General features: G+C 59.2%; 20 protein-coding genes and 1 tRNA gene. 13 read left to right on the forward strand and 8 right to left on the reverse strand.

What is annotated here, in order from left to right:
• Positions 1–11: 11 nt before the first annotated feature.
• Together CA51_RS07350 and CA51_RS07355 are read right to left on the reverse strand one after the other, a co-directional pair.
• Positions 12–542, reverse strand: coding sequence for an adenine phosphoribosyltransferase (locus CA51_RS07350; RefSeq protein WP_145119196.1), 531 nt, complete (start codon positions 540–542; stop codon positions 12–14).
• Positions 543–595: 53 nt separating this feature from the next.
• Entirely contained in the window at positions 596–1111 is a 516-nt protein-coding gene (locus CA51_RS07355) for a hypothetical protein (protein ID WP_145119198.1), read from the reverse strand.
• A 228-nt stretch (positions 1112–1339) separates the two neighbouring features.
• Here CA51_RS07355 and CA51_RS07360 point away from each other — a divergent pair, with 228 nt between their 5' ends.
• From CA51_RS07360 to pheT, 6 genes are all read left to right on the forward strand, one after another.
• Positions 1340–3553: a multiheme c-type cytochrome gene (locus CA51_RS07360; RefSeq protein ID WP_231746048.1), complete on the forward strand. Its 2214-nt coding sequence runs from the start codon at positions 1340–1342 to the stop codon at positions 3551–3553.
• A 38-nt stretch (positions 3554–3591) separates the two neighbouring features.
• Positions 3592–5313: a hypothetical protein gene (locus CA51_RS07365; RefSeq protein ID WP_145119200.1), complete on the forward strand. Its 1722-nt coding sequence runs from the start codon at positions 3592–3594 to the stop codon at positions 5311–5313.
• A 100-nt stretch (positions 5314–5413) separates the two neighbouring features.
• Positions 5414–5617 carry a 50S ribosomal protein L35 gene (gene rpmI, locus CA51_RS07370; protein WP_145119202.1) on the forward strand — a complete coding sequence of 68 codons (204 nt, stop codon included), beginning with the start codon at positions 5414–5416 and terminating at the stop codon, positions 5615–5617.
• Positions 5618–5741: 124 nt separating this feature from the next.
• Complete coding sequence (gene rplT, locus CA51_RS07375; RefSeq protein ID WP_145119204.1) at positions 5742–6095, forward strand: 50S ribosomal protein L20; 354 nt, start codon at positions 5742–5744, stop codon at positions 6093–6095.
• A 63-nt stretch (positions 6096–6158) separates the two neighbouring features.
• Entirely contained in the window at positions 6159–7190 is a 1032-nt protein-coding gene (gene pheS, locus CA51_RS07380) for a phenylalanine--tRNA ligase subunit alpha (RefSeq protein WP_145093648.1), read from the forward strand.
• 44 nt (positions 7191–7234) lie between these two features.
• On the forward strand, positions 7235–9256 hold the full coding sequence (gene pheT / locus CA51_RS07385; protein ID WP_145119206.1) for a phenylalanine--tRNA ligase subunit beta: 2022 nt from the start codon (positions 7235–7237) through the stop codon (positions 9254–9256).
• A gap of 580 nt (positions 9257–9836) precedes the next feature.
• On the opposite strand, the gene tnpA is transcribed toward pheT, so the two are convergent.
• From tnpA to CA51_RS07400, 3 genes are all read right to left on the reverse strand, one after another.
• On the reverse strand, positions 9837–10349 hold the full coding sequence (gene tnpA / locus CA51_RS07390; protein ID WP_231746049.1) for an IS200/IS605 family transposase: 513 nt from the start codon (positions 10347–10349) through the stop codon (positions 9837–9839).
• Between the two features lie 896 nt (positions 10350–11245).
• Positions 11246–12232 carry a diacylglycerol/lipid kinase family protein gene (locus CA51_RS07395; protein ID WP_145119208.1) on the reverse strand — a complete coding sequence of 329 codons (987 nt, stop codon included), beginning with the start codon at positions 12230–12232 and terminating at the stop codon, positions 11246–11248.
• Positions 12233–12487: 255 nt separating this feature from the next.
• Positions 12488–12562 (reverse strand) — tRNA-Pro (locus tag CA51_RS07400).
• Between the two features lie 348 nt (positions 12563–12910).
• Here CA51_RS07400 and CA51_RS07405 point away from each other — a divergent pair.
• The 3 genes from CA51_RS07405 to CA51_RS07415 all read left to right on the forward strand — a co-directional run bounded on the left by CA51_RS07405 (position 12911) and on the right by CA51_RS07415 (position 16754).
• Positions 12911–15169, forward strand: a complete 2259-nt coding sequence (locus CA51_RS07405) for an FAD-dependent oxidoreductase (RefSeq protein WP_145119210.1) — start codon at positions 12911–12913, stop codon at positions 15167–15169.
• The gene (gene epmA / locus CA51_RS07410; protein ID WP_197451661.1) at positions 15166–16149 is read left to right on the forward strand and encodes an EF-P lysine aminoacylase EpmA; all 984 of its coding nucleotides are present in this window, start codon (positions 15166–15168) and stop codon (positions 16147–16149) included. The genes CA51_RS07405 and epmA overlap by 4 nt, the downstream gene beginning before the upstream one ends.
• 275 nt (positions 16150–16424) lie before the next feature.
• The gene (locus CA51_RS07415) at positions 16425–16754 is read left to right on the forward strand and encodes a carbon storage regulator (RefSeq protein ID WP_276528644.1); all 330 of its coding nucleotides are present in this window, start codon (positions 16425–16427) and stop codon (positions 16752–16754) included.
• A 120-nt stretch (positions 16755–16874) separates the two neighbouring features.
• Here the strand turns inward: CA51_RS07415 and surE are convergent, their stop codons facing one another.
• The gene (gene surE / locus CA51_RS07420) at positions 16875–17552 is read right to left on the reverse strand and encodes a 5'/3'-nucleotidase SurE (protein ID WP_197451662.1); all 678 of its coding nucleotides are present in this window, start codon (positions 17550–17552) and stop codon (positions 16875–16877) included.
• 109 nt (positions 17553–17661) lie between these two features.
• The gene (locus CA51_RS07425; protein WP_145119216.1) at positions 17662–18777 is read right to left on the reverse strand and encodes a DegT/DnrJ/EryC1/StrS family aminotransferase; all 1116 of its coding nucleotides are present in this window, start codon (positions 18775–18777) and stop codon (positions 17662–17664) included.
• Between the two features lie 229 nt (positions 18778–19006).
• Between CA51_RS07425 and yajC the strand changes: the two genes are divergently transcribed.
• The 3 genes from yajC to CA51_RS07440 all read left to right on the forward strand — a co-directional run bounded on the left by yajC (position 19007) and on the right by CA51_RS07440 (position 24343).
• A complete protein-coding gene (gene yajC, locus CA51_RS07430; protein ID WP_231746171.1) occupies positions 19007–19372 on the forward strand; it encodes a preprotein translocase subunit YajC in 366 nt (121 codons plus the stop codon).
• Positions 19373–19444: 72 nt separating this feature from the next.
• Positions 19445–22645, forward strand: a complete 3201-nt coding sequence (secD, locus tag CA51_RS07435) for a protein translocase subunit SecD (RefSeq protein ID WP_145119221.1) — start codon at positions 19445–19447, stop codon at positions 22643–22645.
• 384 nt (positions 22646–23029) lie between these two features.
• The gene (locus CA51_RS07440; RefSeq protein WP_145119223.1) at positions 23030–24343 is read left to right on the forward strand and encodes an SMI1/KNR4 family protein; all 1314 of its coding nucleotides are present in this window, start codon (positions 23030–23032) and stop codon (positions 24341–24343) included.
• Positions 24344–24378: 35 nt separating this feature from the next.
• Here CA51_RS07440 and CA51_RS07445 read toward each other — a convergent pair whose 3' ends face one another.
• A complete protein-coding gene (locus CA51_RS07445) occupies positions 24379–25275 on the reverse strand; it encodes an AAA family ATPase (protein ID WP_145124060.1) in 897 nt (298 codons plus the stop codon).
• Between the two features lie 205 nt (positions 25276–25480).
• Between CA51_RS07445 and bshB1 the strand changes: the two genes are divergently transcribed.
• Entirely contained in the window at positions 25481–26188 is a 708-nt protein-coding gene (gene bshB1, locus CA51_RS07450) for a bacillithiol biosynthesis deacetylase BshB1 (RefSeq protein ID WP_145119225.1), read from the forward strand.
• Positions 26189–26225: the final 37 nt, after the last annotated feature.

Raw genomic sequence — 26225 nt, forward strand, 5'->3', positions numbered from 1 at the left:
ACAAGCGGCGTTTATTCGTAAGTCAGCAATGAATGCAGCGGGTATTTGCTCAACCGCTGCTCGCCGCCAAGGGCTTTGAGGTTGATCACAAACGCGCAGCCTACGATCTCCGCGCCGCACTTCTCCAACAATTGGCAGCAGGCGTCGACGGTACCTCCGGTAGCCAACAGATCGTCCAGCACCAGCACTCGCTGCGATGGTTCGACCCCATCGACATGCATCTGCACCGTGTCGGTCCCGTATTCGAGATCGTAGGTCAACGAGTGCGAGGTGAACGGCAGCTTGCCAGGTTTACGAATCGGAACAAACGAAGCGTTCAATCGGATTGCTAGCGGTGCAGCGAAGATAAAACCTCGCGCTTCGGCGGCTGCGACGACGTCGATTTTCTGATCCAGATAGGGAGCGGCCAAGCGATCGATGACCGCCGACATTGCGATTGGGCATTTCAGCAGCGGCGTGATGTCGCGAAACAAAATCCCAGGCTTGGGGAAGTCGGGGACGTCGCGGATGTAGTCGCGGAGATCGATCGAAGCATCGGACATGCTGAATTCCTGAAGTAAAGACGCAAAACGAGGACGCCCAATTTATCAGGTCGTCAAGAATTCAGAAACTGCCGAACCGAGATCCCGAAGCCTCGCAGGGCGTCGCTTAAAAAGGAACCGATCCTTGGGGCGGTGCCCAGATCGTCGCCGATCCCAGGCAGACAGACGATCGCGATCATCAACAGCAGCATTCCTCCCAGAGCCATTCCCGAGAGGCTCGACCCCGAATCCTTGGGGATGCTGCCGGTCAGCTGCCACGTCCGCCGAACTCCCTCCTGCGGCGTGATGTCTTGCAATCGGCAGACCGCAATCGTGGCGGCACCGTTTTCAGCAGTGAACCGCCATTGTGGCCAGACGAGCGTTCGTTCGTGCTGCGCGATCAGGATCCATTTCCGATCTTTCCGCAACTTTCTCGCATACTTCTTGGCAACTCGAAGCGTGTAGCCCTCGATCGAAGCGTCGACCAGCGTGACTGGAATGCGTCTCCGCCCAACCTTTAATACACCGATGGCGCGTTCACCCGAGATCGGGCAACGAAAGAAAGAGGCTGGGGTGGAAACGTCTGACATACATTTCGCTCGGCGGGGTTCAGCGTGGCGGTATCTAAACCCTAGCTTATTTTTCGAGCGAGCAGATTCTTCCACGGCTTTGCTAGCGGCGAAATGTCGCATTCATGTCAAGCTTTGACGATTCGGGAAGACGCTCGGGTTGTTAGCAGCAATTTCGATTTGAGGGTGGGATTGGTCGATCCTACAAGGGATACATATCTAAACAAAGGAAGGACTGGCATGAGTGCGATGAATCGACGAGTTATAGCGGCCTTGATGGCCCTCGCGTCGGTGGTCCACTCCGTCCATGGGCAGTCGCCGATGCCATATGGCGGCGATGTCGCGATGCGGCCCGGGATCGGATTGACCAGCGACGACCAGGTTCCGGAGATTCCCGGCGAAGTTCTCAGCCAGTTGCCGCCCGGCTGCACCACAACTTGGAGCGGACGTCCTTCTTCGGCTCAACTGATGATGCCTCAAGTCGCACCGCAAGCTGCCGGCGGTGCCGCCCCTGCGGCGGTCGATCCTTATACTGCCGCCAGCAATTCCGCCGGTAGAGCGGTCCATATGATCCACGGAAGCTACCGCTACGATGCGGCAAGCGTTCCCGATAATTCGATCCGCGCCCAATTAGCCGCCGCCCATCGGATGGCTCAACTGGAAAAGGACGATCCGCTCGCCCCCGCCGATGATCCGCTCTCGCTGGGCGGAGACGACGACCCGCTGGGCGGTTTGGGCCCGCGTAACCGCCGCTCGCGTGGCGGTGGCGGCGACAAGGGAGCCGATGCTCCGAAGGCTAAAAAGACTCCCGATCCCCACGAGGCGTTGTGGGCTGAGGACTGCTATCCCTCGGCGGCGACCTGCGCCAAATGCCATCCCAAACACTACGAGGATTGGCGAGCCAGCAGCCACGCCTACGCTGGTATCTCGCCGATGTTCCAGGTCTTCGAACAGTTGATCAGCGAATTGTCGCAGGGCACCGTCGGCTACTTTTGTGTCCGCTGCCACATGCCCGTCGCGACGCAGATGAAAAGCATCGAACGCTCGACGACGATCCTCGACGCACCGGTCGTGATTCGCGAGGGGATCACCTGCATCGCCTGCCACCGCGTCAACGAGATGTACAACAAAGTCAACGGAGCTCGCCGGGTCGAACCGGGCGACATTCACGCCCCGGTTTATGGAAACGTTGGTGGTGCGGGCGTCAATCAAGCGATCGCGGAAAAAGACAAGCACAAACTGAAACTGAGTCCCGACGATAAGGGTCCCGGCCAAGCGATGCACCTGGAGGGACGCTTCTTCGAACCGCTCTCACGCAGCGAATTCTGTATGCCGTGCCACCAGGTGGCGGTCCATCCAGGGATCGCGTTAGAGGTTGTGTGGAACCAATACCGCAACTCGCCAGCCTGGAAGAACGGCGTCTCCTGTCAGGATTGTCATATGGGGCACACCCCTGGCAAAGCCTACGGTTACTCTTGCGAACCGATTGCCGAATTGGCGGGCAAGCCGTTTGGGCCACCGCGGAAATTCTCCAATCACAATTTTTGGGGCCCCAACTATTCGATCGCTCACCCCGGCGTCTTCCCTCACAATCCCAAAGCCGACCGTTGGTCGCCGCGGGAATGGTTGTCGTTCGATTGGCGAGCCGGTTGGGGAACCGAGGACTTTGAACGCAGCATCCGCGGCGTTCAAGGGATGCACTTCCCGCCCCCTTGGGACGATGCCGACGATCGCCGCGACGCGCGGAAGATCATCGATTCGAACTTGAAACGGGCTGTGGAGAAACGAGATTCCGGTATCGCGACGCTCTCCGCTGCGGTCAGGCTGGACGGGCCTCACTTGAAGTCTCAGCCGCGAGTCAACAAACCGTTGAATTTCAAGATCCATGTCCACAACGGCAGCGATGGTCACAACCTACCGACCGCGTCGTTGGGAGCCCAGCCGCAACAGTGGTTGAACGTCACGTTGATCGATCCGTTTGGAAGGATCGTCTGGGAGACCGGATACTTGGACAGCAACGGCGATCTGGCGGAACTGATGAGCGAGGATGTGGCTAACGGAAAGATCCGCCCGGACTACCAGTTGTTCAACTTGCAGACAAAGTTCTTGATCACCAACGTCAAAGGACCCGACCGCGAATTTCCGCTGCCGGTCAACGTCGACGTCGATCAGATCCCTTTCCTGCGTCCGGGGAACGTACCGTTTTCGGTCCTCAACCACCCGCCGTTCATTCGCATGGAAGCCCACTCGATTCCACCCGACGGTGTCAAAACCGCAAGCTACCGGATCCCTGCCGACGCGTTCCGTCAACCGGGAACCTACAGGATCTCGGCTCGCTTCCGCGCTCGCTTGGAACCGCCCTACTTCATGCGGCTTTGCAAATCGACGCCCGAAATGATCCGTCGGATGAATGAACAGATCATGGACATCGCTCCGCAAACGACGGAAATCTTCGTTCGCTAACCATGTTCCAATTACTCCCCCCATCGAACCGAGCAGCCATGCATGCCTCAGCGATCCTTATCGTCAGCCGCCCCGCTGCGACGATCTTCGCCAGCTTGCTGATCGTTGCATCGCTGCTGGCGACAACCGCCGGCGCCCAATATGCGACCGCCACCAGCGGTGTGCAGTTGGGGATGCCGGTGATCCGCAGCCAGGCGGCCGACGCAGCCCCGACGCGGTTGCCCGATCCGTCGACGGTTCCGGTCGCTGCTGGCACGCCCGCGGCTACGGTTGCCACGCGGCAAGCTGCACAACCGGCAACGGCTCGCAGCAGTGAACCGATGCCAGGTCGGCTCGCTTCGGCGGTCCAGTCCAGCACGCTCGATGGGGCCAGCATCTACGCACCTCAATTGGTTCCTTGGGCGGGCGATTTTTCGCCGACCCCGCTTCCCGATGCCGCCTTCACTTACGATGCCGCCGAGGCGCGACGCCCCTACGACGGGAAGAGCCCGGTTCCGGTTCAGCGTCCGTTGATCGAGTGGGGCCTGCCGCTTTTCCTCAACGGCATGATCCCTCGCAGCCAAACGTTCCTCGGGGAGACGAACCTCGTTCAACAACACTTCTACATGTACGGCGATTATCGCGCCGGATATGGCGGCGGGCGAAACGCCGGCGGCGACTTCCACAACATGGCCGCGCAATTCCGGCTCGACCTTGATTGGGGGATCACCTCGACCGAACGCTTCCACGCCTTCATCCAGCCGCTCAATCGCGGCGGCGACTTTACCGGGATCAACTTTGTCGATGACGACTTCGACGCGCAAGACGCGTTTAACGCCGACTTTATCACCGCCTTCTTCGAAGGCGACCTAGGAGCGATCACCGGCGGGCTGACCGATACCTGGTACCCGTTCGATCTGCCCTTCACCGCCGGGCTGATTCCGCTGCTGTATCAAAACGGCATCTGGATGGATGACGCCGTCGCTGGAGCCGCGTTTGCACTTCCGTCGAAGAACAGCAAATTCCTGCGATGGTCCAACTTCGACGCGACATTTTTTGCAGCCGTCGACCAGCTCAACAGCGACGCCTTTCCCGGCGACAAAAATGCGGCTCACCTGTTCGGTACCGCGTGGTTTATCGAAGCCTACGATGGCTACATCGAATCGGGCTACGCATACGTCGATGATCGCACCAACAGCGATCGCAGCTACCACAACGTGACCCTCAGTTTCGCCAGGCGTTATTTCTGGCGAGTGGCGAACACAGTCCGCGTGATCGGCAATTTCGGACAGGATCTACCGCGTGACCAGCGGACAGCCGATGGAGCTTTGGTGCTGATCGAAAACGCTTGGGTCTCGCGAGATGCCCTCCGCTTTGTCCCCTACCTGAACGCATTCGCTGGTTTTGGCCGCCCTCAATCGGTCGCTCGCGCGGCGGCGGCTGGCGGCGTGCTGAGAAATACTGGGATCAACTTTGAAACCGACGGTATCAACGGCTTCCCCACTCTCGACGCCACGGCAAACAATACCTATGGCGGCGCGGTCGGCATCAATTTGCTGGGCCCCGCCTTCGATCACCAATTGGTTGTCGAAGCGGCCTACGTCGGAGTGATGGATAACCCAGACGATCGCAATGCTGCGGGCGAGGAGCTAGCGTTTGGAACGCGGTACCAAATCCCGATCAGCCATCGGACGCTGATCCGCCTGGACGGCATGTGGGCTTGGCGAGATAATGCTAGCGATTTGACCGGCGGACGCATCGAGTATCGATGGAAGTTCTGATTGGGGCTTTTGAAGAAGCTTCGTTATCGTTATAGTACGCGATTCATTCCGACCGAAGATTGCAACTGTTGCATAATCCATAATTGAAAGGCTCCCGAAAATGCCCAAAATGAAGACCCACAAAGGCACGAAGAAGCGTTTTCGTCTGTCGGCCACAGGCAAAGCGATGCACCGCAAGAGCGGCACCAGCCACTTGCAAGCTCGCATGTCGCAAAAGCGTAAGCGAAACTTGCGTGGTACCGGCGCGATGGACGTTTGCATGGAAAAGACAATCCACGCAGCCCTCAGCGGCAACAGCTACTAATCCCAGCTGCCGGCCGCTCAGGCGGCAAAACAAAAAGAATCCCATTCACCAAGCAGCTGGGCAGAAACAGTCTCGCCGATAGAGCGGGGCGGCCCGAGGTTGCCAAACACGCAAGGAACGATCGATGCGTACGACTAAAGGTGCAGCTCGCACCCAAGCTAAAAAACGTCTTTTCAAACGCGCCAAAGGTTTTGTCGGCGGACGCGGAACCCTGTTGCGCAGCGTCAAAGAGACTCTGCTGCGAAGTGGTGCTTACGCCTACCGCGATCGTCGCGTCAAGAAGCGTGACTTCCGTCGCTTGTGGATCACCCGTATCAGCGCCGCTTGTCAACAACGCGAGATGCGATACAGCCAGTTCATGTACGGCCTGAAGAAAGCCGACATCCAACTCGATCGTAAGCAATTGTCGGAACTGGCGATTCACGATCCTCAGGCCTTCGACGTGATCGTTGAACAGGCCAAAGCCGCGATCGCCTGATCGCCGCAGATTCCCCGCAGCCCGGGCGATTCCGGGCAGCCGCGAAAGTAATTTCTTGGACCTATGGCACTCGCAGACTTCATTCGATCGCTAGACGATCTTGAATCCCAAGCGGTCGCGGCGTTTCGCGAAGCGACCGATAACGACGGACTCGAAGAGGTTCGAATCCGTTTTCTCGGTGCCAAAAACGGCCAGTTGAAATCGGTCCAGCAGCAGATGAGTTCGGTCGATGGACCGGACAAAAAGGCGGCTGGTATGCGACTCAACGCGGCCAAGGGGAACATCCAAGCATCGTTCGAACAAGCTGTCGAACAGCTTTCTCAGCGGGCCCAGAAATCGGGCCCCGCTCCCGACCCAACGCTCCCTGGCAATCCTGTTCGCTTGGGACACGTTCACCCCGTCACTCAGACGATCGAACATCTCAAAGAGATCATGGGGCGGATGGGGTTTGAAGTCGTCGAAGGTCCCGAAGTCGAGGACCCTTGGCACAACTTCGTCGCTCTGAACATTCCCGAGGATCACCCCGCTCGCGATCCGCTGGATAACTTCTACCTGGCCACTGCGGAACGCAACGGCAGCGGCAAGACGTACGCCGAAGGTGACCGGTTGCTGCGCAGCCAAACCAGCACGGTTCAGATTCGCGTGATGGAAAACCGCCAGCCGCCGATCCGCGTGATCTCGCTGGGCCGCGTCTACCGTCCCGACGAAGCCGACGCCACGCACTATCCGATGTTCCATCAAATGGAAGGTCTGTTGATCGATCGTGGCGTTACGATGGCCAACCTGAAGACCGTACTGAACATGTTCGCCACCAGCTATCTGGGCGAAGAGGTTAAGGTCCGCTTCCGGCCGTCGTTTTTCCCGTTCACCGAACCGAGCGTCGAAGTCGATTACTGGTGGAACGGCTCCTGGATCGAATTTGGCGGCGCCGGCATGGTCGACCCCGCCGTTCTCACCGCAGTCGGTTACGACCCCGAAGAGGTCACCGGATTTGCATTTGGCCTGGGCGTCGAACGCCTCTGCATGCGACGCCATGCGGTCACCGATATCCGCGATCTTTTCAGCGGCGACATTCGGTTCCTCAGCCAGTTCTGATCGGCGTTTTCACCGACTGATCCAACACACGAAGAGTTGCCCCGATGCTTGTATCTTGGAATTGGCTTCGCCGTTACGTCGACCTTCCGATGACCGAACCCGAGCTCTCCGAACGCTTGAGCATGACGGGGCTGAATCACGAGGGGACCGAAGTCGTCGATGGCGAAACCGTCATCGATCTGGAAGTCACCAGCAACCGCGGCGATTGCCTGGGGCACATCGGTGTGGCTCGCGAGATCTCGGTGCTGTACGAACTGCCTCTCTGTAAGCCGCAACCCGAACCGGCGGAAGGTTCCGGCAAGGCAAGCGATTCGATTCGCGTCACCAACGTTTTTTCCGACGCCTGCCCGCGCTATACAGCTCGCGTGATCCGCGGCGTAAAAGTTGGCCCCAGCCCCGATTGGCTGGTCGAAGCGCTGCGTGCTGTCGGCATCGGCAGTGTCAACAACGTTGTCGATATCACCAATTTTGTCCTGATGGAATGCGGCCAACCGCTGCACGCGTTTGACCTCGCGAAGCTGGCTGGCGATGAGATCGTCGTCCGCCCGGCGAGGCCCGAGGAAGAGATCGAAGCGATCGATCACAAAACGTACACCTTGGATCCGGAGATGTGTGTGATCGCCGATCGCGATCGCGCCGTTGCGGTCGCCGGGGTGATGGGTGGCGCGTCGACCGAAGTCACCGAGTCGACGACCGACCTGTTGATCGAATCCGCCGTCTTTACTCCGCTCAGCGTCCGCCGGACCGCTCGCAAGTTGAAGCTGCACAGTCCGTCGTCGTTCCGTTTTGAGCGCCGCGTCGATCCGCAAGGCGTTGATTGGGCCAGTCGCCGTTGCTGCGAATTGATCCTCGAAATCGCTGGCGGAACCCTGGAACAGGGAGTTGCCGACACGGAACCTCAGCTGCCCGCACCGACCAACGTCTGTCTGCGTTTGGCGCAAGTCGAGCGTGTGCTGGGCGTCAAGGTTCCCGACGACGAGATCCGCAAGATCCTCACCGCGCTAGGCTGCGACGAGCAGACTGCGGATGTCGACAAGATCCACACCTGCCCGCCGTCGTGGCGACACGACCTGACGCGCGAGATCGATCTGATCGAAGAGATCGCGCGGATTTACGGCTACGAAAAAATCCCCGACGACAGCCCGATCCCGGTCGCCGCCAGCCAGAAGCGTCCGTTTGACGAAGCGGTCTCCAAGATCCGCGACGTCCTTGTCGGATCGGGAATCAGCGAAGCGATGACGCCTAGCGTCGTCCCAGCTGACGTCGATGAACTCGTCAGCCCCTGGACCGATCGCCAGCCGCTGACGACCGAAACGGCGCTTTTGAAAGGAGCCAAGACGCTCCGCCGCAGCATCCTGCCGAGCTTGCTGGACAGTCGCCACGCCAATCAAGCCGCGTCTGGTGCTGATGCGGAACTGTTCGAAGTCGCTCACATCTACGTTCCGCCAGCGGAAGTCGACGGCTTGCCCGAAGAACAGTACTGCGTCGCTGGCGTTTCGGGGCAGGACTTCTATCAAGTCAAAGGAATCGTCGAGACGCTGCTGCGACGACTGGGGATCGCCGCAGTTCCCGACGTTCGCCAAGTCGAAGTCCACGGACTCGATAAAGCTTGGTCAATCGAACTGACGATCGCAGGCGAATTGATCGGCTACGTCGGTCAGTTGTGCCCGGATGTCCAGAAGAGCTTGAAGCTTGAAAAAACAACGACCTGTTTCGAACTGAACCTCGACGCGATGCTCGCCGCGGCGCACCTGGTCCCTCAGTTCCGCAGCGTCAGCCCCTTCCCATCGGTCTCGCGCGACCTGAACCTTGTCGTCGACGAAGCGATCCGCTGGGTCGATCTGGCCGCCAGCGTCCGCGCGGCAGTCGGTCCTGTCTTGGCTGACCTCAAGTATGTCGAAACCTATCGCGACCCGGCAAAAGATGGCGAAGGGAAGAAGCGGATTCTGATGAGCATCGATCTGCAAAGCCCCGACAGCACGCTAACCAATGCTCAAGCCGACGCAATGCGAGGCGACGTCGTCGACCGCTGCAACGCCGACCACGGCGCAGTCCTGTTGGGCTAAGCCACATCTTCCGGCCCGATCTATTCTCAGGGCCCAAAGGCTAGTCGACTTACGCCTTCAGGGCCGAAGGCCCTGGCAAGATTCCCTAGGGCCGAAGGCTCGGCGATTTGCATAGCCCAGGCCATCGGCCTGGGTAGTCGGGCCGCAGCGCAAAACGTTAGGGCTGAAGGCCCGGCAAGGTGCCCCAGGGCCGAAGGCTCGGCAATTTGCATAGCCCAGGCCAACGGCCTGGTTAATGGGACCGCAGCGCAAATCGGTTAGGGCTGAAGGCCCGACAATTGAGAAGAGGCGGGCAAACCACCGGACCTTCGGTCCTCGATTTCGGGGGGGGATTCGTGCCGGACGCCGCCCCCCAGGCCGTTGGCCTGGGCTATTCAAACTGCCGAACCTTCGGTCCTCTGCTCGGGTGAATTCGTGCCGGACGCCTGGCCCCCAGGCCGATGGCCTGGGCTATGCAAACTGCCGGACCTTTGGTCCTCGACTCGGGTGAATTCGTGCCGGACGCCTGCCCCCCAGGCCGATGGCCTGGGCTATGCAAACTGCCGAACCTTCGGTCCTGTAGAGGTCGCTTCCTGGAGCGTTACTCCCACACGTAACGCTCGTCGATTTCAATTTCATGTCGCTTGCAAATGGCTCTGAACTCATCTTTGAATCCCAGCCGTTGGTGGTGTTGCCCCTGGTTCCGAATGTACGTATCGACCACTCCACGCTGGGAATGACTGACCGAGAACGCGGCATATCCAGCTTGCCACGAGAATCGGGACGAGCAGTTTTTGGCTGTCTTCGCCCATTGCGAGGTTTCGGTTTTGATGTGTTCGACCAGGTTTGCGATGGTGACGGTTCTCGCCAGGCCAACCAGCAGGTGAACATGATCGAAATGCCCCCCAACCGATGCGCTGAAACACTTCGCCTCCTTCACCCGATATGCCAACATGCGGAACATTTCGTCGCGAACCGCATCATCTTGCAGGAACGGACGACGCTCTTTGGTTGAGAAAACGATGTGGAGCCAGACCTGAGCAAGCGACTGCGACATGGCGAAAATACCTAACGATTGATTCACGGACACAAGGATGTAGGAGCACGAAGCCAAATCGCATCCAATCTCCACTCAATCCGCGTATGCTGGCTCGCCATCCCGGCAATTTGTTTGTACAGGGCCGAAGGTCCGACAATCAGAGTGCCCAAGGACCAAGGGTCCGGCGATTTGCATAGCCCAGGCCATCGGCCTGGGTGGTTGGATCGCAACGCGAAATGTTAGGGCTGAAGGCCCGGCCAGGTGCCCCAGGGCCGAAGGCCCGGCGATTTGCATAGCCCAGGCCATCGGCCTGGGTAATGGGACCGCAGCGCAAATCGGTTAGGGCTGAAGGCCCGGCAAGGTGCCCCAGGGCCGAAGGCTCGGCAATTTGCATAGCCCAGGCCAACGGCCTGGTTAATCGGGCCGCAGCGCAAAACGTTAGGGCTGAAGGCCCGGCCAGGTGCCCCAGGGCCGAAGGCTCGGCAATTTGCATAGCCCAGGCCATCGGCCTGGTTAATCGGGCTGCAGCGCAAAACGTTAGGGCTGAAGGCCCGGCAGTTGGGAAGAGGCGGGCAAATTACCGGGCCTTCGGCCCTCGACTCGGGGGGAATTCGTGTGGGACGCCTGGGCCCCCAGGCCGTTGGCCTGGGCTATGCAAATCGCCGGACCTTCGGTCCTCGATTGGGGTGGATTTGCGGCGGACACCCGCCCCCAGGCCGATGGCCTGGGCTGTGCAAATTGCCGGACCTTTGGTCCTCGACTCGGGTGAATTCGTGTGGGACGCCTGGCCCCCCCAGGCCGTTGGCCTGGGCTATGCAAATTGCCGAACCTTCGGTCCTCTGCTCGGGTGAATTCGCGTGGGACGCCTGGCCCCCAGGCCGATGGCCTGGGCTGTGCAAATCGCCGGACCTTTGGTCCTCGACTCGGGTGGATTCGCGGCGGGCGGCCGAAACCTGCGCCGTTGGCCTTTGCTACGTTAGCTGCCGGGCTGATGGTTCTCGGCTGTGCTGGGCGTTTGTTGTGCGGTGGCCGCCGGTGTCGGTCTTGAATTCGACGGGGCAATGTTGAGGCAACAGCATCGTGACTCGCGACGGCTGGACTGCGATCTCGACGGGCAGGTAGCCGGCGAAGTCGCCATCGAGCTGGTAGGGGATCTTGGCTCCCGGATCGGTCGGTTCGATGGTAAATCGCCGGCTGCGGTTGATGATGGTTCCGTCGAGTGTGTGATGCGACCGCCGAAAGATATGCGCCAGATAGTGCAGGGCCCGATAGACCGATCCCTTGTCGAACGTGACCGAATCGAGCCAGCCGTCGGTCCCGTCGGCCCAGGCTGCGATCGGAAGTCCGACGGCGTAACGGGGCGCATTAAAGACGAACGCCCATCGCGCCGGCACTGGCTGTTCGTCGCTCTGGCGATCGATCAAGCGTAGTGAGGGGAAGTGGTAACCGATCATCGACCGCAGGACGGGAGCGAGGTAGCTGAGCTTCCAGATGTGGCCGCTGCGCGTTGTGTGCAATCGCCGAACCACCTCTGCGTCAAAGCCACAACTGCACATGATCAGGAACAGCCGCTCGTCGGCGAGCGCCGCATCCATCACCACCGTCCGCTGTCGCATGATCGTGTCGGCAGCATCTTCGGCACTGGGGCGATGCCCCAGGTAGCGAGCCATCAAATTTTCGGTCCCCAGCGGCAGCGGCATCACTGGCGATTCCGCTGGCAATCGCGATACGACAAGCGATAGCGTTCCGTCTCCCCCGGCGGCAACCACTCCCTTCAGTCGCCCCGCGGCGGTCAACGACTTCGCATCCGCCGCTAATTGGTCGATGTCCGAAGTGCTTCGCACCTCCAGCCCACGCTGGGTGAGCGCATGGGCCAGCTTGGGCACCAGGTCGCGACGCTGCCCCGAACCCGCTTTGGGGCTGGTGCAGATCAATACGACTTCAGGCGACTCGTTCATCCCGATCGACCACCGCTGCGAAGGAATTGAGAAATGGGTTCGAGCATTTGTTTGCGGCGAATCAGAAGTGTGCCGCAGACGCTCATTCTAAAGAGCCTACGGGATCACAAAACCCACGATAAATCAAGCGATTCATTTTCCCGGCCGAGATCTTCGCAGCAATCCGCCACAAACCCGACGGCTGCCGCGGCGAAACCGCTCGCACCGCGCACGAAAAAAGCCTGGAGACCACAAAGATCTCCAGGCTTTAAAAGGTCGGGGCGAAAGGATTCGAACCTTCGACCCCCTGGTCCCAAACCAGGTGCGCTAGCCAGACTGCGCCACGCCCCGCGACCGAGCGATATATTACCGATCTTGGCTCTCGGGGGAAAGCCGGGATCGGCCTCGAATCGGCTAGATTTTTTAGAATCGTTCCAAAACAAAGTCCGATTCTAGCGACTTTGCTAGCCGATTCTCGAACACATCTTTTTGGACAGCCGCCGCTCGCCCGAGGTTCGGTCGCGCCGGGCAACGCTACGGGATGTGTGGCCTTAAAGGCGAGTTCGCCAGCGAATCTCGCCAGTCGCGATTGGATCGATTAGAATCGGAACCGTCTCTGCGAGCGACCGACTGCCCTTAGCGAGGCTTACGGCGTTCGGTCCCCACAAACTTCCCACTGCAACCCCGTCGAATCCAACCATGCGAATCGCAGCCCTTTTACTTTTGACGACCTTCCCGGTCTTCGCGTCGGCGGCCGAACTGTTTGTCGAAGCGGAAAGCTTCCAAAACCATGGCGGCTGGAAACTGGACACTCAGTTCATCCAAGAAATGGGCTCTCCCTATCTGCTGGCTCACGGTATCGGCACGCCGGTCGACGATGCCACGACAGAGGTGACGGTTGCCGAAGCGGGCACCTACCACGTGTTTGTTCGCACCAAAGATTGGGTCGCCCGCTGGAATGCTCCCGGCACTCCGGGCCGCTTTCAATTGGCGATCGACGGGAAGAAACTGGCAACCGAGTTTGGCACCCAAGGCGCTGAGTGGGCTTGGCAATCGGGCGGCACCGTCGACTTGCCCGCCGGCAAAACCGAGCTGCGATTGATCGATCAGACCGGCTTCGATGGCCGCTGCGACGCGATCTACCTCACCACCGACAAATCCAACTCGCCACCCAATGAATCAAAGGTGCTGTCGAAGTGGCGACGCGAGCAGCTGGGAATTGCAGACGAACCGGTCGAGCGAATCGGATACGACTTGGTCGTTGTCGGCGGCGGATACTCGGGACTGGGAGCGGCGATTTCCGGAGCTCGGATGGGCTGCAAAGTCGCTCTGATCCAGGATCGCGGCGTCTTGGGCGGAAACGGTTCGAGCGAAGTCCGTGTCTGGGCGATGGGGAATATTCGCCGCGGTCGCTACCCACGGATCGGCGAGATCATCGAGGAGATCAGCGACAACGCAACCAAATCGCCTGGCAAGAAAGAGGAATTTGTCGACGAGCTGAAAGAACAGGTCGTCCGCGCTGAAGAGAACATCGATCTGTTTCTGAACCATCGCGCATTCGCTGTCGAAACCGAAGGGGACCGAATCGTGTCGGTCGATGCCTTTGATACCCGCAACGGTGCGGTCAGCCGATTCAAAGGAATGCTGTTCGCCGACTGCACCGGCCACGCTTGGATCGGTGCCTGGGCCGGCGCCGATCTCGAGATGACTCCCGAGGGGCGGATGGGGATGAGCAACATGTGGGCCTGGGACGAACAAGCCGAACCGGCGGAGTTCCCCGAAACTCCTTGGGCGCTGCCGCTGAAGATGGCCGACTTCCCCTACCCCCGCGACCACCATGGGCAATGGTTTTGGGAGAGCGGTTTCGATAAGGATCCGCTGGGAGATGCTGAGGGGATTCGCGACTGGAATCTCCGCGCCGTCTACGGTGCCTTTAACGCGATGAAGAATGGCGATGGAGCTGAAAAACACCGGACCGCTTTCCTGACCTGGGTCGCTTATATCGGCGGGCCGCGCGAGAGCCGTCGGCTGATCGGTGACGTGCTGCTGAACGAAGAGGACATCGTTTCGAAGCGAGATTTTCCCGACGGAACCGTTCCGAGTACCTGGTCGATCGATCTGCACTATCCGAAGAAACAATACGCCGCCAAGTTCCCCGACAACCCGTTCATCTCGATCGCCGTGCATGGCAAGGGAGTCGACCGGATGTACGGTTATCCGATTCCCTACCGCTGTTTCTATTCGCGAAATATCAGCAACCTGTTCATGGCGGGGCGTTGCGCTAGCGTGACGCATGAGGCGTTGGGAACGGTTCGCGTGATGAAGACGTGCGGGATGATGGGTGAAGTGGTTGGCAAGGCGGCTGCGATTTGTGTCGAACGCCAATGCTTGCCACGCGGCGTCTACACCGACTACTTGGACCAATTGACCGAGATGCTGGAACTGCCCGGCAAGGCCTACCGCAAGCAGGTCGGTGGCGAAACGATTATCCCCGACGACGCGCTGCCGCTGGCCGGCCCGGCGGGTCTCTTTGAGGGCCTCGATCCCGCAAAAATGAAGGGTCTCGTCATCGACGACGAAAAGGCGAAGGTCTCCGGCCCGTGGGTCAAAGGCCAGGGACTCAAGGGCTACGTCGCTTACGGTTACCGTTACGCATCGCCGGGCAGCGGCGCGACGATGACCTTCGAAGCGGCGGCTCCGGAAGCGGGCAGTTATGACATCCGCGTCCTTTACGGCCCGCATCCCAACCGCGGCACCACCGTCCCCGTTTCGCTGGAGGCAGGCGGCGAGACGATCTCGCGGCGCGTCGACATGCGAGGCGAACCGGCTGCTGAATCGAAGTTCGCAACGTTTGCAGACGTTTCGCTGGAAAAGGGAGCCAAGGTGCGGGTCACGATCAGCAGCGATGGAGCCGGCGGCAACGTGCACGCCGACGCGATTCAGTTGATCGCCAAGTGATCGAACCTCCTTTTCAATCGACCGCCGCGATCGAGACGCTTCGCCAGCGGGCGGCGATCCTGCGGTCGATCCGCGGCTTTTTTGACGACGCTGGATTTTTCGAAGTCCAGACGCCGACGCTGTCGTCCGAAACGATGGTCGATCTACATATCGATCCCGTTACGGTCGCTCGCGAGGCGCTGCAGTTGTCGCTGCCTCATGCGCACAATGATCTGTATCTGCAGAGCTCGCCCGAATTTGCGATGAAGCGATTGTTGGCCTGCGGAGCCGATGCGATCTACCAGATCTGCCCCGCTTTTCGAGCGGGAGAACGGGGGACGAACCACAATCCAGAGTTCACGATGCTGGAGTGGTACCGCATGGGCGACCGCTTCGAAGAGGGGATCCAGCTGCTGTCGCAGCTTGTCGACCGGGTGACCGATCGCCCCGCGTGCCAGCAGATGACGTATCAGGCGGCGTTTGAGGCGTTCGCCCAATTCGATCCGCTGACCGCGACACTGCCTCAGTTGCGGGCAGATTCTAGCCGGCTGGGGATCGATCTCACCGGACTCGATTTCGAGCACGTCGACGACTGGTTAAATCTGATATTCGACCACGCCGTCGTTCCCAATCTGGGACGCGGCCAGCCGACGATCCTGACGCATTACCCCAGCTCGCAAGCAGCCCTGGCGTTGATCTGCCGCGACGATCCGCGGACGGCGGAGCGGTTCGAGCTGTTTATCGATGGGATCGAACTCGCTAACGGCTACGGCGAACTTCTGGATGCCGAAGAACTGCTGCGTCGCTGCGACGAAAACAACAGGGCCCGCATGGAAATGGGGAAGCCCGGCCTGCCGATGCCGCGGCAACTTTATAGAGCTATGCAGCACGGCATCTCCACCTGCTCCGGATGCGCTCTCGGCGTCGACCGCTTCGTCGCCGTCCTGCTTGGCAAGCGGGAGCTTTCTGAAACGCTGACATTCCCGATCGATCGCGCTTAGCCGATTGGCTTGTGACCTAAGTTGTCACACCTCCACGCGATGATACTTGTGTCGAGGGGGCAAGCAGACAACGCTCCTCGCCGAACAAATATCTCAGGCTGAGAAAACCATCTCAGAATGAGACGCGAAGTTCGGTTTGCAAGTCGCGGCACCCAAACGAGGCGCCTCGGCCTCAACAGGGCCTAAGATTAGCAAAAAGAGCGAAAAAGCACATTTTCCTGCGAATACAAGATCAAATTCGCTAGAAACGCTTTCTCGGCATACCGATTGCAGAAGTGTTAAGCGAAATCAGCACGGCTGGTTTGCCAATTAAAATCTCATGGAATGGAGGCATCACGAAGATGTTAGTTTTAAGTCGAAAAGAAGGCGAGCGTTTGGTTATCGGTGACAACATCACAATCACCATCAATCGAATCTCGGGTAATCGCGTCACGATCGGCGTCGATGCCCCTCGCGAAGTTCGCATCGTCCGCGGCGAACTGACGGTTTTCGAGGAAGAACCCAAGGTCGAAGCTGAATCGCTCGGCTCGTGTGCAATGCCAGCAATGGACCTGGTTCATTCGGCTCGCAACCGCGTCTCGGTGTATGCCAAGGAAGAACGTTAATCCGGCAGGCAATCGCTGCCGGGCTAGCCGCCAAGTGCGGCGACAAGCCAGAGCGCCCGGCAGCAACATCGATCTCGTGTTGCCACTGCGCACCAGACTCGGGATTGTATCTATCGGTCTCTAATCGAGCAGACTGATCGATATTCGACCACCAAAACAGACGTCGATGTCCGCTTCGGGAGTCCTCGGACGCCCGTGGTAATCGGCTTCGAATTGGTAACCATCAGCCGTTTTACGATAGTTTAGTGGAAGGACAGTGCGGTCGGTTTGACAGCATTGCATTGCGGGAATTGCTGCGGTATCAACGGCAGGAAGGTTGATATTCCAAAGCGTCGACGCAAGCTTCGACTCCTCGATCGCAAACGCAATCGCTTCGCAGGCGAACCTTGCGGATCGATCCCAATCGTCGCGGATATCCTGTCGTCGCACCTGTGACACGGCGATTCCACAGCGACCGCGCAGATAGCCCTCGCGAGCCGCTGCAACAGTCCCCGACATCCAGATGTCCGCACCAACGTTGCCGCCGTGGTTCATTCCTGAAATCACTAGCGACGTTTCGGGGGCGAGTTCCAGCAACCCGACCCTGACACAGTCGGCGGGCGAACCGTCGACGGAATACTCGGCTTCGCCGTATTGCTTTACGATCAACGGACGCTTGGTCGTCACGCGGTGCCCGCATTCGCTCTGCTCCGTTTCTGGAGCGACCACGACGACATCCATCGTTCGTCGCAGCGCCCTCTTTAACGCCTGGATCCCCTCTGCTTGGATTCCGTCGTCATTGCTCAGCAGAACTTTCAAGTTGTCCAATCTCCTCGGTTCCCGATTTCGCTAACTGTCCGCGTTTCCAGCCTAACACGACTCGGAGCTATCGCCGACACGGCCTGTGCGGCGAAACGAAAGCGATCGATCAGGCGTCCGCCTTCGATTGAAGATCTCGCTCGATCGCTAGCAACCGTTCGGCGATGGTGTCGATCACGTCGAGATCGGCCAGTAGGACGCGGTGATCCATCACGACGCTGCGGTCGATGCAGATTTCGCTTTGCGACAAATCACCAACTGTCCGGTAGCGGCGGCGGGCTCGGCGAAGGAAACCGTTGAAGCCTGTCCCCAGCGGAATCCCTGCGGCCAGCCCCGCCGCAATCACCGAATCCCGCGAGACGCCAGCCGGCAGAAACCAAGCGACCTTAAAATAGGTGGTCTCCGATTCGTAGGGCATCGCTTCCGCAAATTGCCAGATTCGGCTTCCCGCCAGGAGTTGCTTCAGCCGTGCGACCGCGGTCCTCCGCTGCGCATTCCATTCGTCCAGAGTCGCCAATTGGGGCAGTAAGGCTGCTGCCTGCAGGCCACTCAGCGGAGCGATACCACTTGGACGCTCGGCTGCCAACGTCGCTCGCTGGGCGATCCGGTCGTCGGAGCTCAGCAACGCCCCGCCGCATCCGCTGGTCATCAGTTTCGACGCTCCGAAACTGAACACTCCGACATGCCCCCACGATCCAGCGGGCTTCCCCGTCAGCGAGGCACCATGCACTTGGCAGGCATCTTCGACGAGGGCGATCCCCCGCTGATCGGCCAGATCCCGCAGCCGCTTGGCGTCAAACAGGTCGCCATAAAGATGCGACGCGAGGATTGCTGTCGTCGATTCGCCGATCGCTTGTTCGACCAGATCGGCATCGATCACCCATCGCCCTGGTTCGGTATCGACGATCACCGGCTTGGCTCCCACCGCCTCGATCGCTCGAATATTTCCGGGATAGTCGTAGCCGGCGAGGATGACTTCCGAATCGGGACGGACCTGAACCGCTCGCAGCGCCAATTCGACCGCTGCGGTACCGCTGGCGCACAGCCGAACGTGCTCCACAGCGAACCGCGAGGCCAACCGATCGGCGAGACAGCGGGATGCCTGTGCTGCGTATTTCCCCCAGTCCCCTGATTCGGCTGCTTGCCGGATCGAATCGACGATTGCGGGACTGGTTGGGGGCCAGGTGGGGAGCGGCAGCGGATCGGCGGTAGCGACGTGCGGCATAAGGAATTGTGGGCTTGTTAGCGTGTTCGTAAGGTCTTATTATGCCCCGATTAAGGATCGGTCAATCGGTCGTTGGTTCTTTGTCCCGCCCATCTTGCGCGGTGCGAAGGAGCAACGTCGGGGCGTGCCGAACAGTGTCGCTCGACCGGATTTTTAGGTCGGACATCGAACCTAGCATCCATCAGCTGGAAGGACTCCGGAAGTGCTGGAGAGTCAATTTTTGACATTTATGGTCCCGATTGGGAATCGAATTGGATTGTTGGCCCAGGACGCGGTCCCCGTAGAGGGGCCGGCTTGGCAGCAAATCCTTTTTAATCCGATCGGTATGATCACGATTTTGGTTGTCCTTTTTTATGTGATGGTACTCCTTCCGGAGCGGCGCAATCGCAACGAGCTGACCAAGCGTCTGGCGGCTCTGAAAAAGAACGACCGCGTGGTCACCGTGGGCGGAATTCATGGGACGATCGTGAACATTACCGAATCGGACCAAGTAGTGATTCGCGTCGACGAGAACAACAACACGCGGCTGCACGTCAACCGCAGCGCGGTCTCGCGAGTGATTTCCGATGACGACGACAAAAGCGTCAAACCGTAGTTAGCCGTATTGATTATCGCCGGGCGAACCGCTGACCGTTCGCTAATCTCAACCAAACAAGAAATCGATTCGATGTTGGATCTAAACGTGATTGAAACTCTTTTAGCACAAGCCGAACCCGGCAAGTTAGGCACGCAGATCGGTATCATTGCGATCATGTTGGCCGTTCTGATTGTCCCCTTCCTGGTGGGGGCGTTTTTGGCCAAGAGCTTGCGGATGCCCAACTACGGCACTCGAATTGGCGTGGTTCTGTTTGCGATCACCGCTTCGGTGGTAACGATCACATTTGGACAGCTGAAATATGGCGTCGACCTCAAGGGGGGCACGATCCTCGTTTATGAGATCGATCCGACCGCCGGCGGCGGTGCAAGCGACGATCCCTCCTCGCGGGTGACGGCCGAAGAATTGGTCGGTGCGTTGACCGAGCGGATCAACCCTAGCGGTACGCAAGAGATCGTGATTCGCCCCTACGGCGACCGCCAGATCGAGATCATCGTTCCCAACGTCGAGGAATCGGGCGTTAACGAGATCAAAGACAAAGTACAAACCGCTGGTATGTTGCGATTTGCGATCGTCGCCAACGAACGCGATCACTTGGGTTTGATCGAAACCGTTCGCGCCGCCGGCCCAACGCTCTCGGACGTCGTTAAAGACGATGCCGGTGAGGTGATTGGCCAGTGGGTCAAAGTCGACCGCGAGAGCGAAGAGATTCTCGGCGGTTTGCGTCCGTTTCGCGTCGAGGTTTCCGGCGACATCATTCGCGATTCGCGAACCGGAACGCTGCTCACGCCTCAGGGACTGCAGGGTGAAAACGCTCTCGTGAAATGGCTCAGCCAAAACGGGATCGAAGACATCGACGTACTGATGCGAATCGAAAAAGAATACGACATCACCGGTGAAGATCTGGCGATCGTCGCCAGCGATCACGACGGTCAAGGAAATCCTGCGGTACGGTTCACCCTAAACGCTGCGGGCAAGAAACGCTTCTACGTTCTCACCATGAACAACTCCCCCGACGGATCGTTCTTGCGACGCTTGGGGATCGTGTTGGATGACAAACTTCTGTCGGCTCCTGTGATCCGCTCGCCGATCAATGGCGACGGTCAGATCACCGGAAACTTCTCGCGTGAAGAAGTCGACTTCTTGGTCGGCATCTTGCGAGCCGGTCGCCTGCCTGCGGCGCTCAGCAAACAACCGATCAGCGAGAATCAGATCGGATCGACTTTGGGCGACGACACGATCCAAAAGGGCAAGTGGTCGATCATCTCGGCGTTTGGCTTGGTGCTGTTTTTCATCGGAGTCTATTACCGCTTCGCCGGTCTGGTCGCCTGTTTCGCTCTGCTGCTGAACTTGGCGATGATCTTGGCGATGATGATTTTGATCAATCAACCCGCCACGCTGCCTGGTTTGGCTGGCCTTGTGTTGACCGTCGGTATGTCGGTCGACGCGAACATCCTGATCTTCGAGCGGATTCGCGAGGAATTGCGTCGCGGGGCTGCACCGCGGATGGCGATTCGCAATGGTTTCGGTCGAGCGACGACCACGATTGTCGACGCGAACTTGACGACGTTGATCACGGCGATCGTGTTGTACACAATTGGTACCGATCAGATCCGCGGCTTTGCCGTCGCGTTGATCTTGGGAATTCTGTTCAGTATGTTCACGGCGATCTACGTCTCGCGAACGTTCTTCGATATCGCAGAGCGTTGGGGCCGCGTCTCGTTGGGAATGTCCGATGTCGTGACCTCGATTCGGACCGCGGTTACCGGCAACGCTGACTTTGACTTCATTGGAAAACGCGTTCCTGCCTTTTTCCTTTCCGCGACCTTGATGATTGCGGGTGTGATCGCGTTGGCCTATCGCGGCGGTTCGATTTTCGATATCGATTTCGCCGGTGGCACCTCGGTCACGTTCTGGTTGCAATCCGACGCCGAATCGGACGAGGTTCGCGAAGTCGTCGAAAGCAGCCTAAACACCGATCCCGAGTCGAAGATCCAGTTTTCGCTCAATAGCGTCGACATGGCGGGAATGAAGAATCGCGTCTTTGCGATCTACACCTCGGTCGAAGACGTCGACGATTTGAAGCAACGCATCCGCGAGGGCTTCGAAGCTTCCGACGATCTGGACTTGGTTACTTTCGAAACTGCCATCACCGATGCGGATGCCGCTCCAGCACCTGAAGCGGAAGCGACAGGACAGATTGGTCGCAACGATGCGTCGTTGATCCGCACGGTTGCTTATCGCCCGCAAGACGACGCTGCGGACGCTCCAGCCGACACCGCCGATGGCGAAGCTGCGGCTGACGCAACTGCCGCTGACACCGCTGCAGAAGAAGCCACCGAAGCTGCGGCTGGCGAAGGACCTTCGATCTCGGCTGCTGTAGAGAAGCCGAAGACCGAATCGACCACGCGAGTGCTCGCCTTGGGCGTTGCTGGTGGTGACCAAAACGACGCGAAGATCAACCACGACGCGTTGGTCGCCGCAGTTGTCAAAGCTGCTGCAGCCCGAGAGATTCCGCTGCAAGAGGAAGGCATCGTTGTTGTGCCTCAAGGTGCTGGCAGCGAGGATTGGTCGGACGAATCGAACATGGGATTCGCGCAGTGGAAGGTAACTCTCGATCTGCCAGAAGCCAACGCAACGGCGGTCCTCGACGGATTGAAGAGCGAACTGGATGCCGGACCGATCTGGTTGTCGTCGAGCAAGGTTGGTAGCCGCGTCGCCGGCGACATGACCCGCCGTGCGATCGCTGCGATGTTGGCCAGTTTGGTGTTCATCGTGGGATACATTTGGTTCCGCTTCCAACGCGTCGCCTTTGGCTTCGCTGCCGTTGTCGCTTTGGTTCACGACGTCTTGATCACTCTGGGGGCGATCGCTGTCAGCTTCTGGGCTGCTCGCTACCTCGGGTTCTTGTTGATCGATGAGTTCCGCATCAGCCTGGCTGTTGTGGCGGCTCTGCTGACGATCATCGGTTATTCATTGAACGATACGATCGTGGTCTTCGACCGGATTCGCGAAGTGCGTGGCAAGAGCCCGAACTTGACCGCGGAGATGGTTAACACCAGCATCAACCAAACGCTCAGCCGAACGTTGTTGACTTCGCTCACGACGCTGTTGGTTGTGGTTCTGCTGTATGCCTTCGGCGGCGAAGGAATCCACAGCTTTGCCTTTGCGTTGACCATCGGTGTGATCGTTGGTACGTACAGTTCGATCTTCGTTGCATCGCCAACCCTGTTGTGGTTGTTCAATCGCACCGAAGAGGCAACGACTCGCTAAACGCTTGGCCATTTGAGGCGGCGACGCCTCGCTGATGTCATTTGATACGGCTCGGGAAACTGCTTAACGGCAAAGTTTTCCGAGCCGTTTTTGTTGGTGCGTCGGCTCTCAGGGATCGGATGTGGCGTTTGGAGTCGCCCGGGTACTGAGGCTTGGCTGCGGAGTTTTCCGGCGTGGGAGGAGCGTTCCGAGTCTCTGGCTTGGGGTATTTGTTTGCCTTTAGGTCGTTTGGTTGTGGCACTTTTTCGCGCCAAATTTGCAGCGTATCTGTTCGCGACGATTGCTTTCATGTTAGATTTATAAGGCCTCGAGAAGTCCCGTTCGCGAGTTGTACAAACCTGTTGGTGCCCAACGGTTCGTTTCCAATTGAACAGCAAGCTCTCTTTGACCCACTCTACTGCCCTGACAAACGAACCGAATCATTGGTGTTGCGCTCTTAGCGATCGCTACCGGTTTACGCTTTCGGCGGACCTGGTCGATTGGTTTGCTCGGGAGATATGGCTTCGCGACCAAGGGGGCGAATTTGACCAACCAGTCTCGCCCTCGGAGCTTCTGTGCGAAACGCCCGACTTCATCTGGCCCGGGTTCATGCTCCCCGATTCCCTGCCGTTGGTAGGCAATCGTTATGGCGATTGGTTGTGCCTACGCGTGGGGGCTGACAATTCGGTAGCCGAAGTCATTCATTGGTATCACGGCGGGGGCGACTGGATGCCGTGGGGAGCAACGCTGGCCGAAGCTGTTGCGTTTGATAGCCTCCGCAGCCGCCTGCCCGGCCGCCGTCAATATTACGCCAACATCGCTGCCGACTTCGCTCAACAATCCGGTCCGGCGACGATCCCCGGCTGGGCTGCAGATCATCTTCCGGCGGCGATCGGCAAGCTGCTGTTGGACGAATCGGGCGATACCGATGAGATCCCCGGGCTCGGCGAATTGATGATTCAGCACGATGTCGCATCGACTGCCGTGCATGGCGAATCAGCCTTAGCCGCTTTGGACAGTTTGCTGCGTCAGAAACTGGAACCCTGGGCGGCGCGAGAGCTGGGAATCCAGTGGGACCAGGATGCGATTCGTTGGCTGTTCGATAACGACTTGATTCAACCTTCGGTTTTGCAGCGTCTTGCAGATCACTTCGGCTGCGACAGCGAAGACCTTCGGGGCCAGGATTGGGATGTGGCGATCGCGCACGCCACCGCCGTCGTTGCCAAACGCGATGACCTCGGTTGGGCGAGCGATATCCTCGGCTGGGCTGCAGAGCGTGCCGGGCGTCCCGATGCGGCGATCGCTGCGTACCGCAACTCGCTTCGCTGTTCGTCGTTTGCCGATCAATCGGTCCGCTTCCGCACGCATTGGTTTCGGGAGTCCGAAGGCAAGTTCGCCGCTGCCCGTTTGCAAGAACTGGGGGCCGATTTGCAGCACGATTCCTATCTGCGGCTGTTCCGCGAAAGCAAGGATCAAGGGCTGCGAAGCCGCGTCACGAACTACTGGATGCGGATCGCAGAACAAGCCGCTAGCGATGAGCGTTGGGCCGAGGCCTACGACGCCTACTATCGCGCCGGTTGGGACATGGGCTGCGACGATTTAGAGGTCTATGAAGAACTGCTAAGCAGGTTAGCCGATGCAGCGGAACGCAGCGGCATGGTGGCGCGAGCTGCCTTGGCGAAGACCCATCTCGCCTGCCTCGCAAACCGCTTGCGATAAGGCCAGCTCGATCGGCTCGATCGGCCCGCTCGCAATCAGACCGGGACAGTCACCCGGTGCACGATCTCGCCGACGATCTGTTCGGCTCGCAAACGATCGCCCGTCATAAAGCTGTCCTTCAAGACGACGCGATGCGACAGCACGGGAACCGCTAGCGATTTGATGTCGTCGGGAACCACGTAGTCGCGTTCCATGCAGACGGCTCGTGCTTGGCAGCCGCGGAAAAAACTGAGCGCTGCCCGCGTGCTGACTCCCACCTGCAGATCTTCGCTCTGCCGCGTTGCATCGACAACGGCCAACAGATACGAGATCAGCGAGTCTTCGAAACGGACTCTCCGCACCGCCTCTTGGCTCTGCAAAACCTCTTCGCAAGTCGCCACCGGTGACAACTGTTCGACCGGTTCGCCATCGCAGTGCGATCGCAACACATCGCGTTCGACGTCGGGCTGCGGATAACCGACGCTGGTCCGCAATAGAAACCGGTCCAGCTGGCTCTCGGGCAACCGATACGTCCCCTCGAACTCGATAGGATTCTGCGTCGCAACGACGGTGAACGGTTTGGGCAGCGGGCGCGTCGTGCCGTCGATCGAAACCTGCCCTTCGCTCATCGCTTCTAACAGCGCACTCTGCGTTCGGGGTGGAGCTCGGTTGATCTCATCAGCCAATACGACGTTGGCGAAAACCGGCCCCTGATTGAACTCAAATTCGTGCAGGTCGGTGCGATACAGATTGCTGCCGACGATGTCGCTGGGGAGCAGATCGGGCGTGAATTGGACGCGAGTAAAGACGCCGTCCAGGCTTCGCGCGAGCGCTTTGGCAGCCAGCGTCTTACCGACTCCCGGCACGTCGTCCAGCAGCACATGCTCTCCCGCTAGCACCGCGATCAACAGCGACCGCACGACTTCGGGCTTACCGAGGACCACCTTCTCCATGTTCGCTTGCAAGCGTTGGGCAGTCGAAAAAGCAACGTCGATCATCCACACCTGCTTGCGAATTGCGTTTGAATATGACAGTTTCCTGGTGAGCGGACGTCTATGCTAAACGCACGCTCGCGATGATTCCAGGCGGCTGGGCGGTTTGCCGCTGAGTTTCCCGCCAAGATCCTCTCCCTCATCAGCTCGAAAAAGGAAATCCTCGATGATCGAAAACCCTCCCAAGCTCGATGCCTTGGTGATTGCACCTCACCCCGATGATGCTGAACTCGGCATGGGAGGTGCCATTGTGAAGATGTTGTCCGAGGGCTTGAAAGTTGGTGTGCTCGATCTGACCTCGGGCGAACCGACCCCTTTTGGTTCGCCGGAAACTCGCCGCGAAGAGACCGCTGCGGCGACCAAGGCCCTAGGCCTCAGCTGGCGTCACAACGCGGGCCTTCCCAATCGATCGCTCGAACCGACCCTGGCGGCTCGCGAACTGATCGCCGGGATCTTTCGTTTGACCAAGCCCCGTTGGCTGTTTGCTCCCTACTGGGAAGATGCTCATCCGGATCACATCGCGGCGACGGCGCTTGTCGAAGCGGCTCGCTTTTGGTCCAAGCTCAGCAAGACGGAGATGCCGGGCGAGCCGTATCATCCCGAACGCATCTATTACTACTACTGCGTCCATCTCAAGCTGACCCCGCAGCCCGATTTCATTCTCGATATCTCCGATCAATGGGAGACGAAACGGAAGTCGATCGAAGCGTATCAGAGTCAGTTTGTCGTCGGCCGCGATCCGGCACCGCCCACGTTTATCGACCGCTTGCGCGACGAAGCCGCTTATTGGGGCAAGGCGGTCGGCTGCCGATACGGCGAACCATTTGCCAGCCGCGAACCGGTCGCGCTCCGTTCGATGCGAGAGCTGTTCTAGTTGCTGAAACGCTCCGTTTCCGCCGCGCCCTGCGCTC

It is taken from the genome of Rosistilla oblonga, assembly GCF_007751715.1.
GTDB classification, from domain to species: Bacteria; Planctomycetota; Planctomycetia; order Pirellulales; family Pirellulaceae; genus Rosistilla; species Rosistilla oblonga.

Excerpts from the sequence above, each read along its gene's own strand:
- pheT (WP_145119206.1), top strand. The coding sequence starts at position 7,235 with ATGCTTGTATCTTGGAATTGGCTTCGCCGTTACGTCGACCTTCCGATG.
- rplT (WP_145119204.1), top strand. The coding sequence starts at position 5,742 with ATGCGTACGACTAAAGGTGCAGCTCGCACCCAAGCTAAAAAACGTCTT.
- CA51_RS07395 (WP_145119208.1), bottom strand. The coding sequence starts at position 12,232 with ATGAACGAGTCGCCTGAAGTCGTATTGATCTGCACCAGCCCCAAAGCG.
- CA51_RS07445 (WP_145124060.1), bottom strand. The coding sequence starts at position 25,275 with ATGGAGAAGGTGGTCCTCGGTAAGCCCGAAGTCGTGCGGTCGCTGTTG.
- CA51_RS07350 (WP_145119196.1), bottom strand. The coding sequence starts at position 542 with ATGTCCGATGCTTCGATCGATCTCCGCGACTACATCCGCGACGTCCCC.
- CA51_RS07365 (WP_145119200.1), top strand. The coding sequence starts at position 3,592 with ATGCATGCCTCAGCGATCCTTATCGTCAGCCGCCCCGCTGCGACGATC.
- CA51_RS07405 (WP_145119210.1), top strand. The coding sequence starts at position 12,911 with ATGCGAATCGCAGCCCTTTTACTTTTGACGACCTTCCCGGTCTTCGCG.
- bshB1 (WP_145119225.1), top strand. The coding sequence starts at position 25,481 with ATGATCGAAAACCCTCCCAAGCTCGATGCCTTGGTGATTGCACCTCAC.
- CA51_RS07360 (WP_231746048.1), top strand. The coding sequence starts at position 1,340 with ATGAATCGACGAGTTATAGCGGCCTTGATGGCCCTCGCGTCGGTGGTC.
- secD (WP_145119221.1), top strand. The coding sequence starts at position 19,445 with ATGTTGGATCTAAACGTGATTGAAACTCTTTTAGCACAAGCCGAACCC.
- rpmI (WP_145119202.1), top strand. The coding sequence starts at position 5,414 with ATGCCCAAAATGAAGACCCACAAAGGCACGAAGAAGCGTTTTCGTCTG.
- pheS (WP_145093648.1), top strand. The coding sequence starts at position 6,159 with ATGGCACTCGCAGACTTCATTCGATCGCTAGACGATCTTGAATCCCAA.
- CA51_RS07425 (WP_145119216.1), bottom strand. The coding sequence starts at position 18,777 with ATGCCGCACGTCGCTACCGCCGATCCGCTGCCGCTCCCCACCTGGCCC.
- yajC (WP_231746171.1), top strand. The coding sequence starts at position 19,007 with ATGGTCCCGATTGGGAATCGAATTGGATTGTTGGCCCAGGACGCGGTC.
- CA51_RS07355 (WP_145119198.1), bottom strand. The coding sequence starts at position 1,111 with ATGTCAGACGTTTCCACCCCAGCCTCTTTCTTTCGTTGCCCGATCTCG.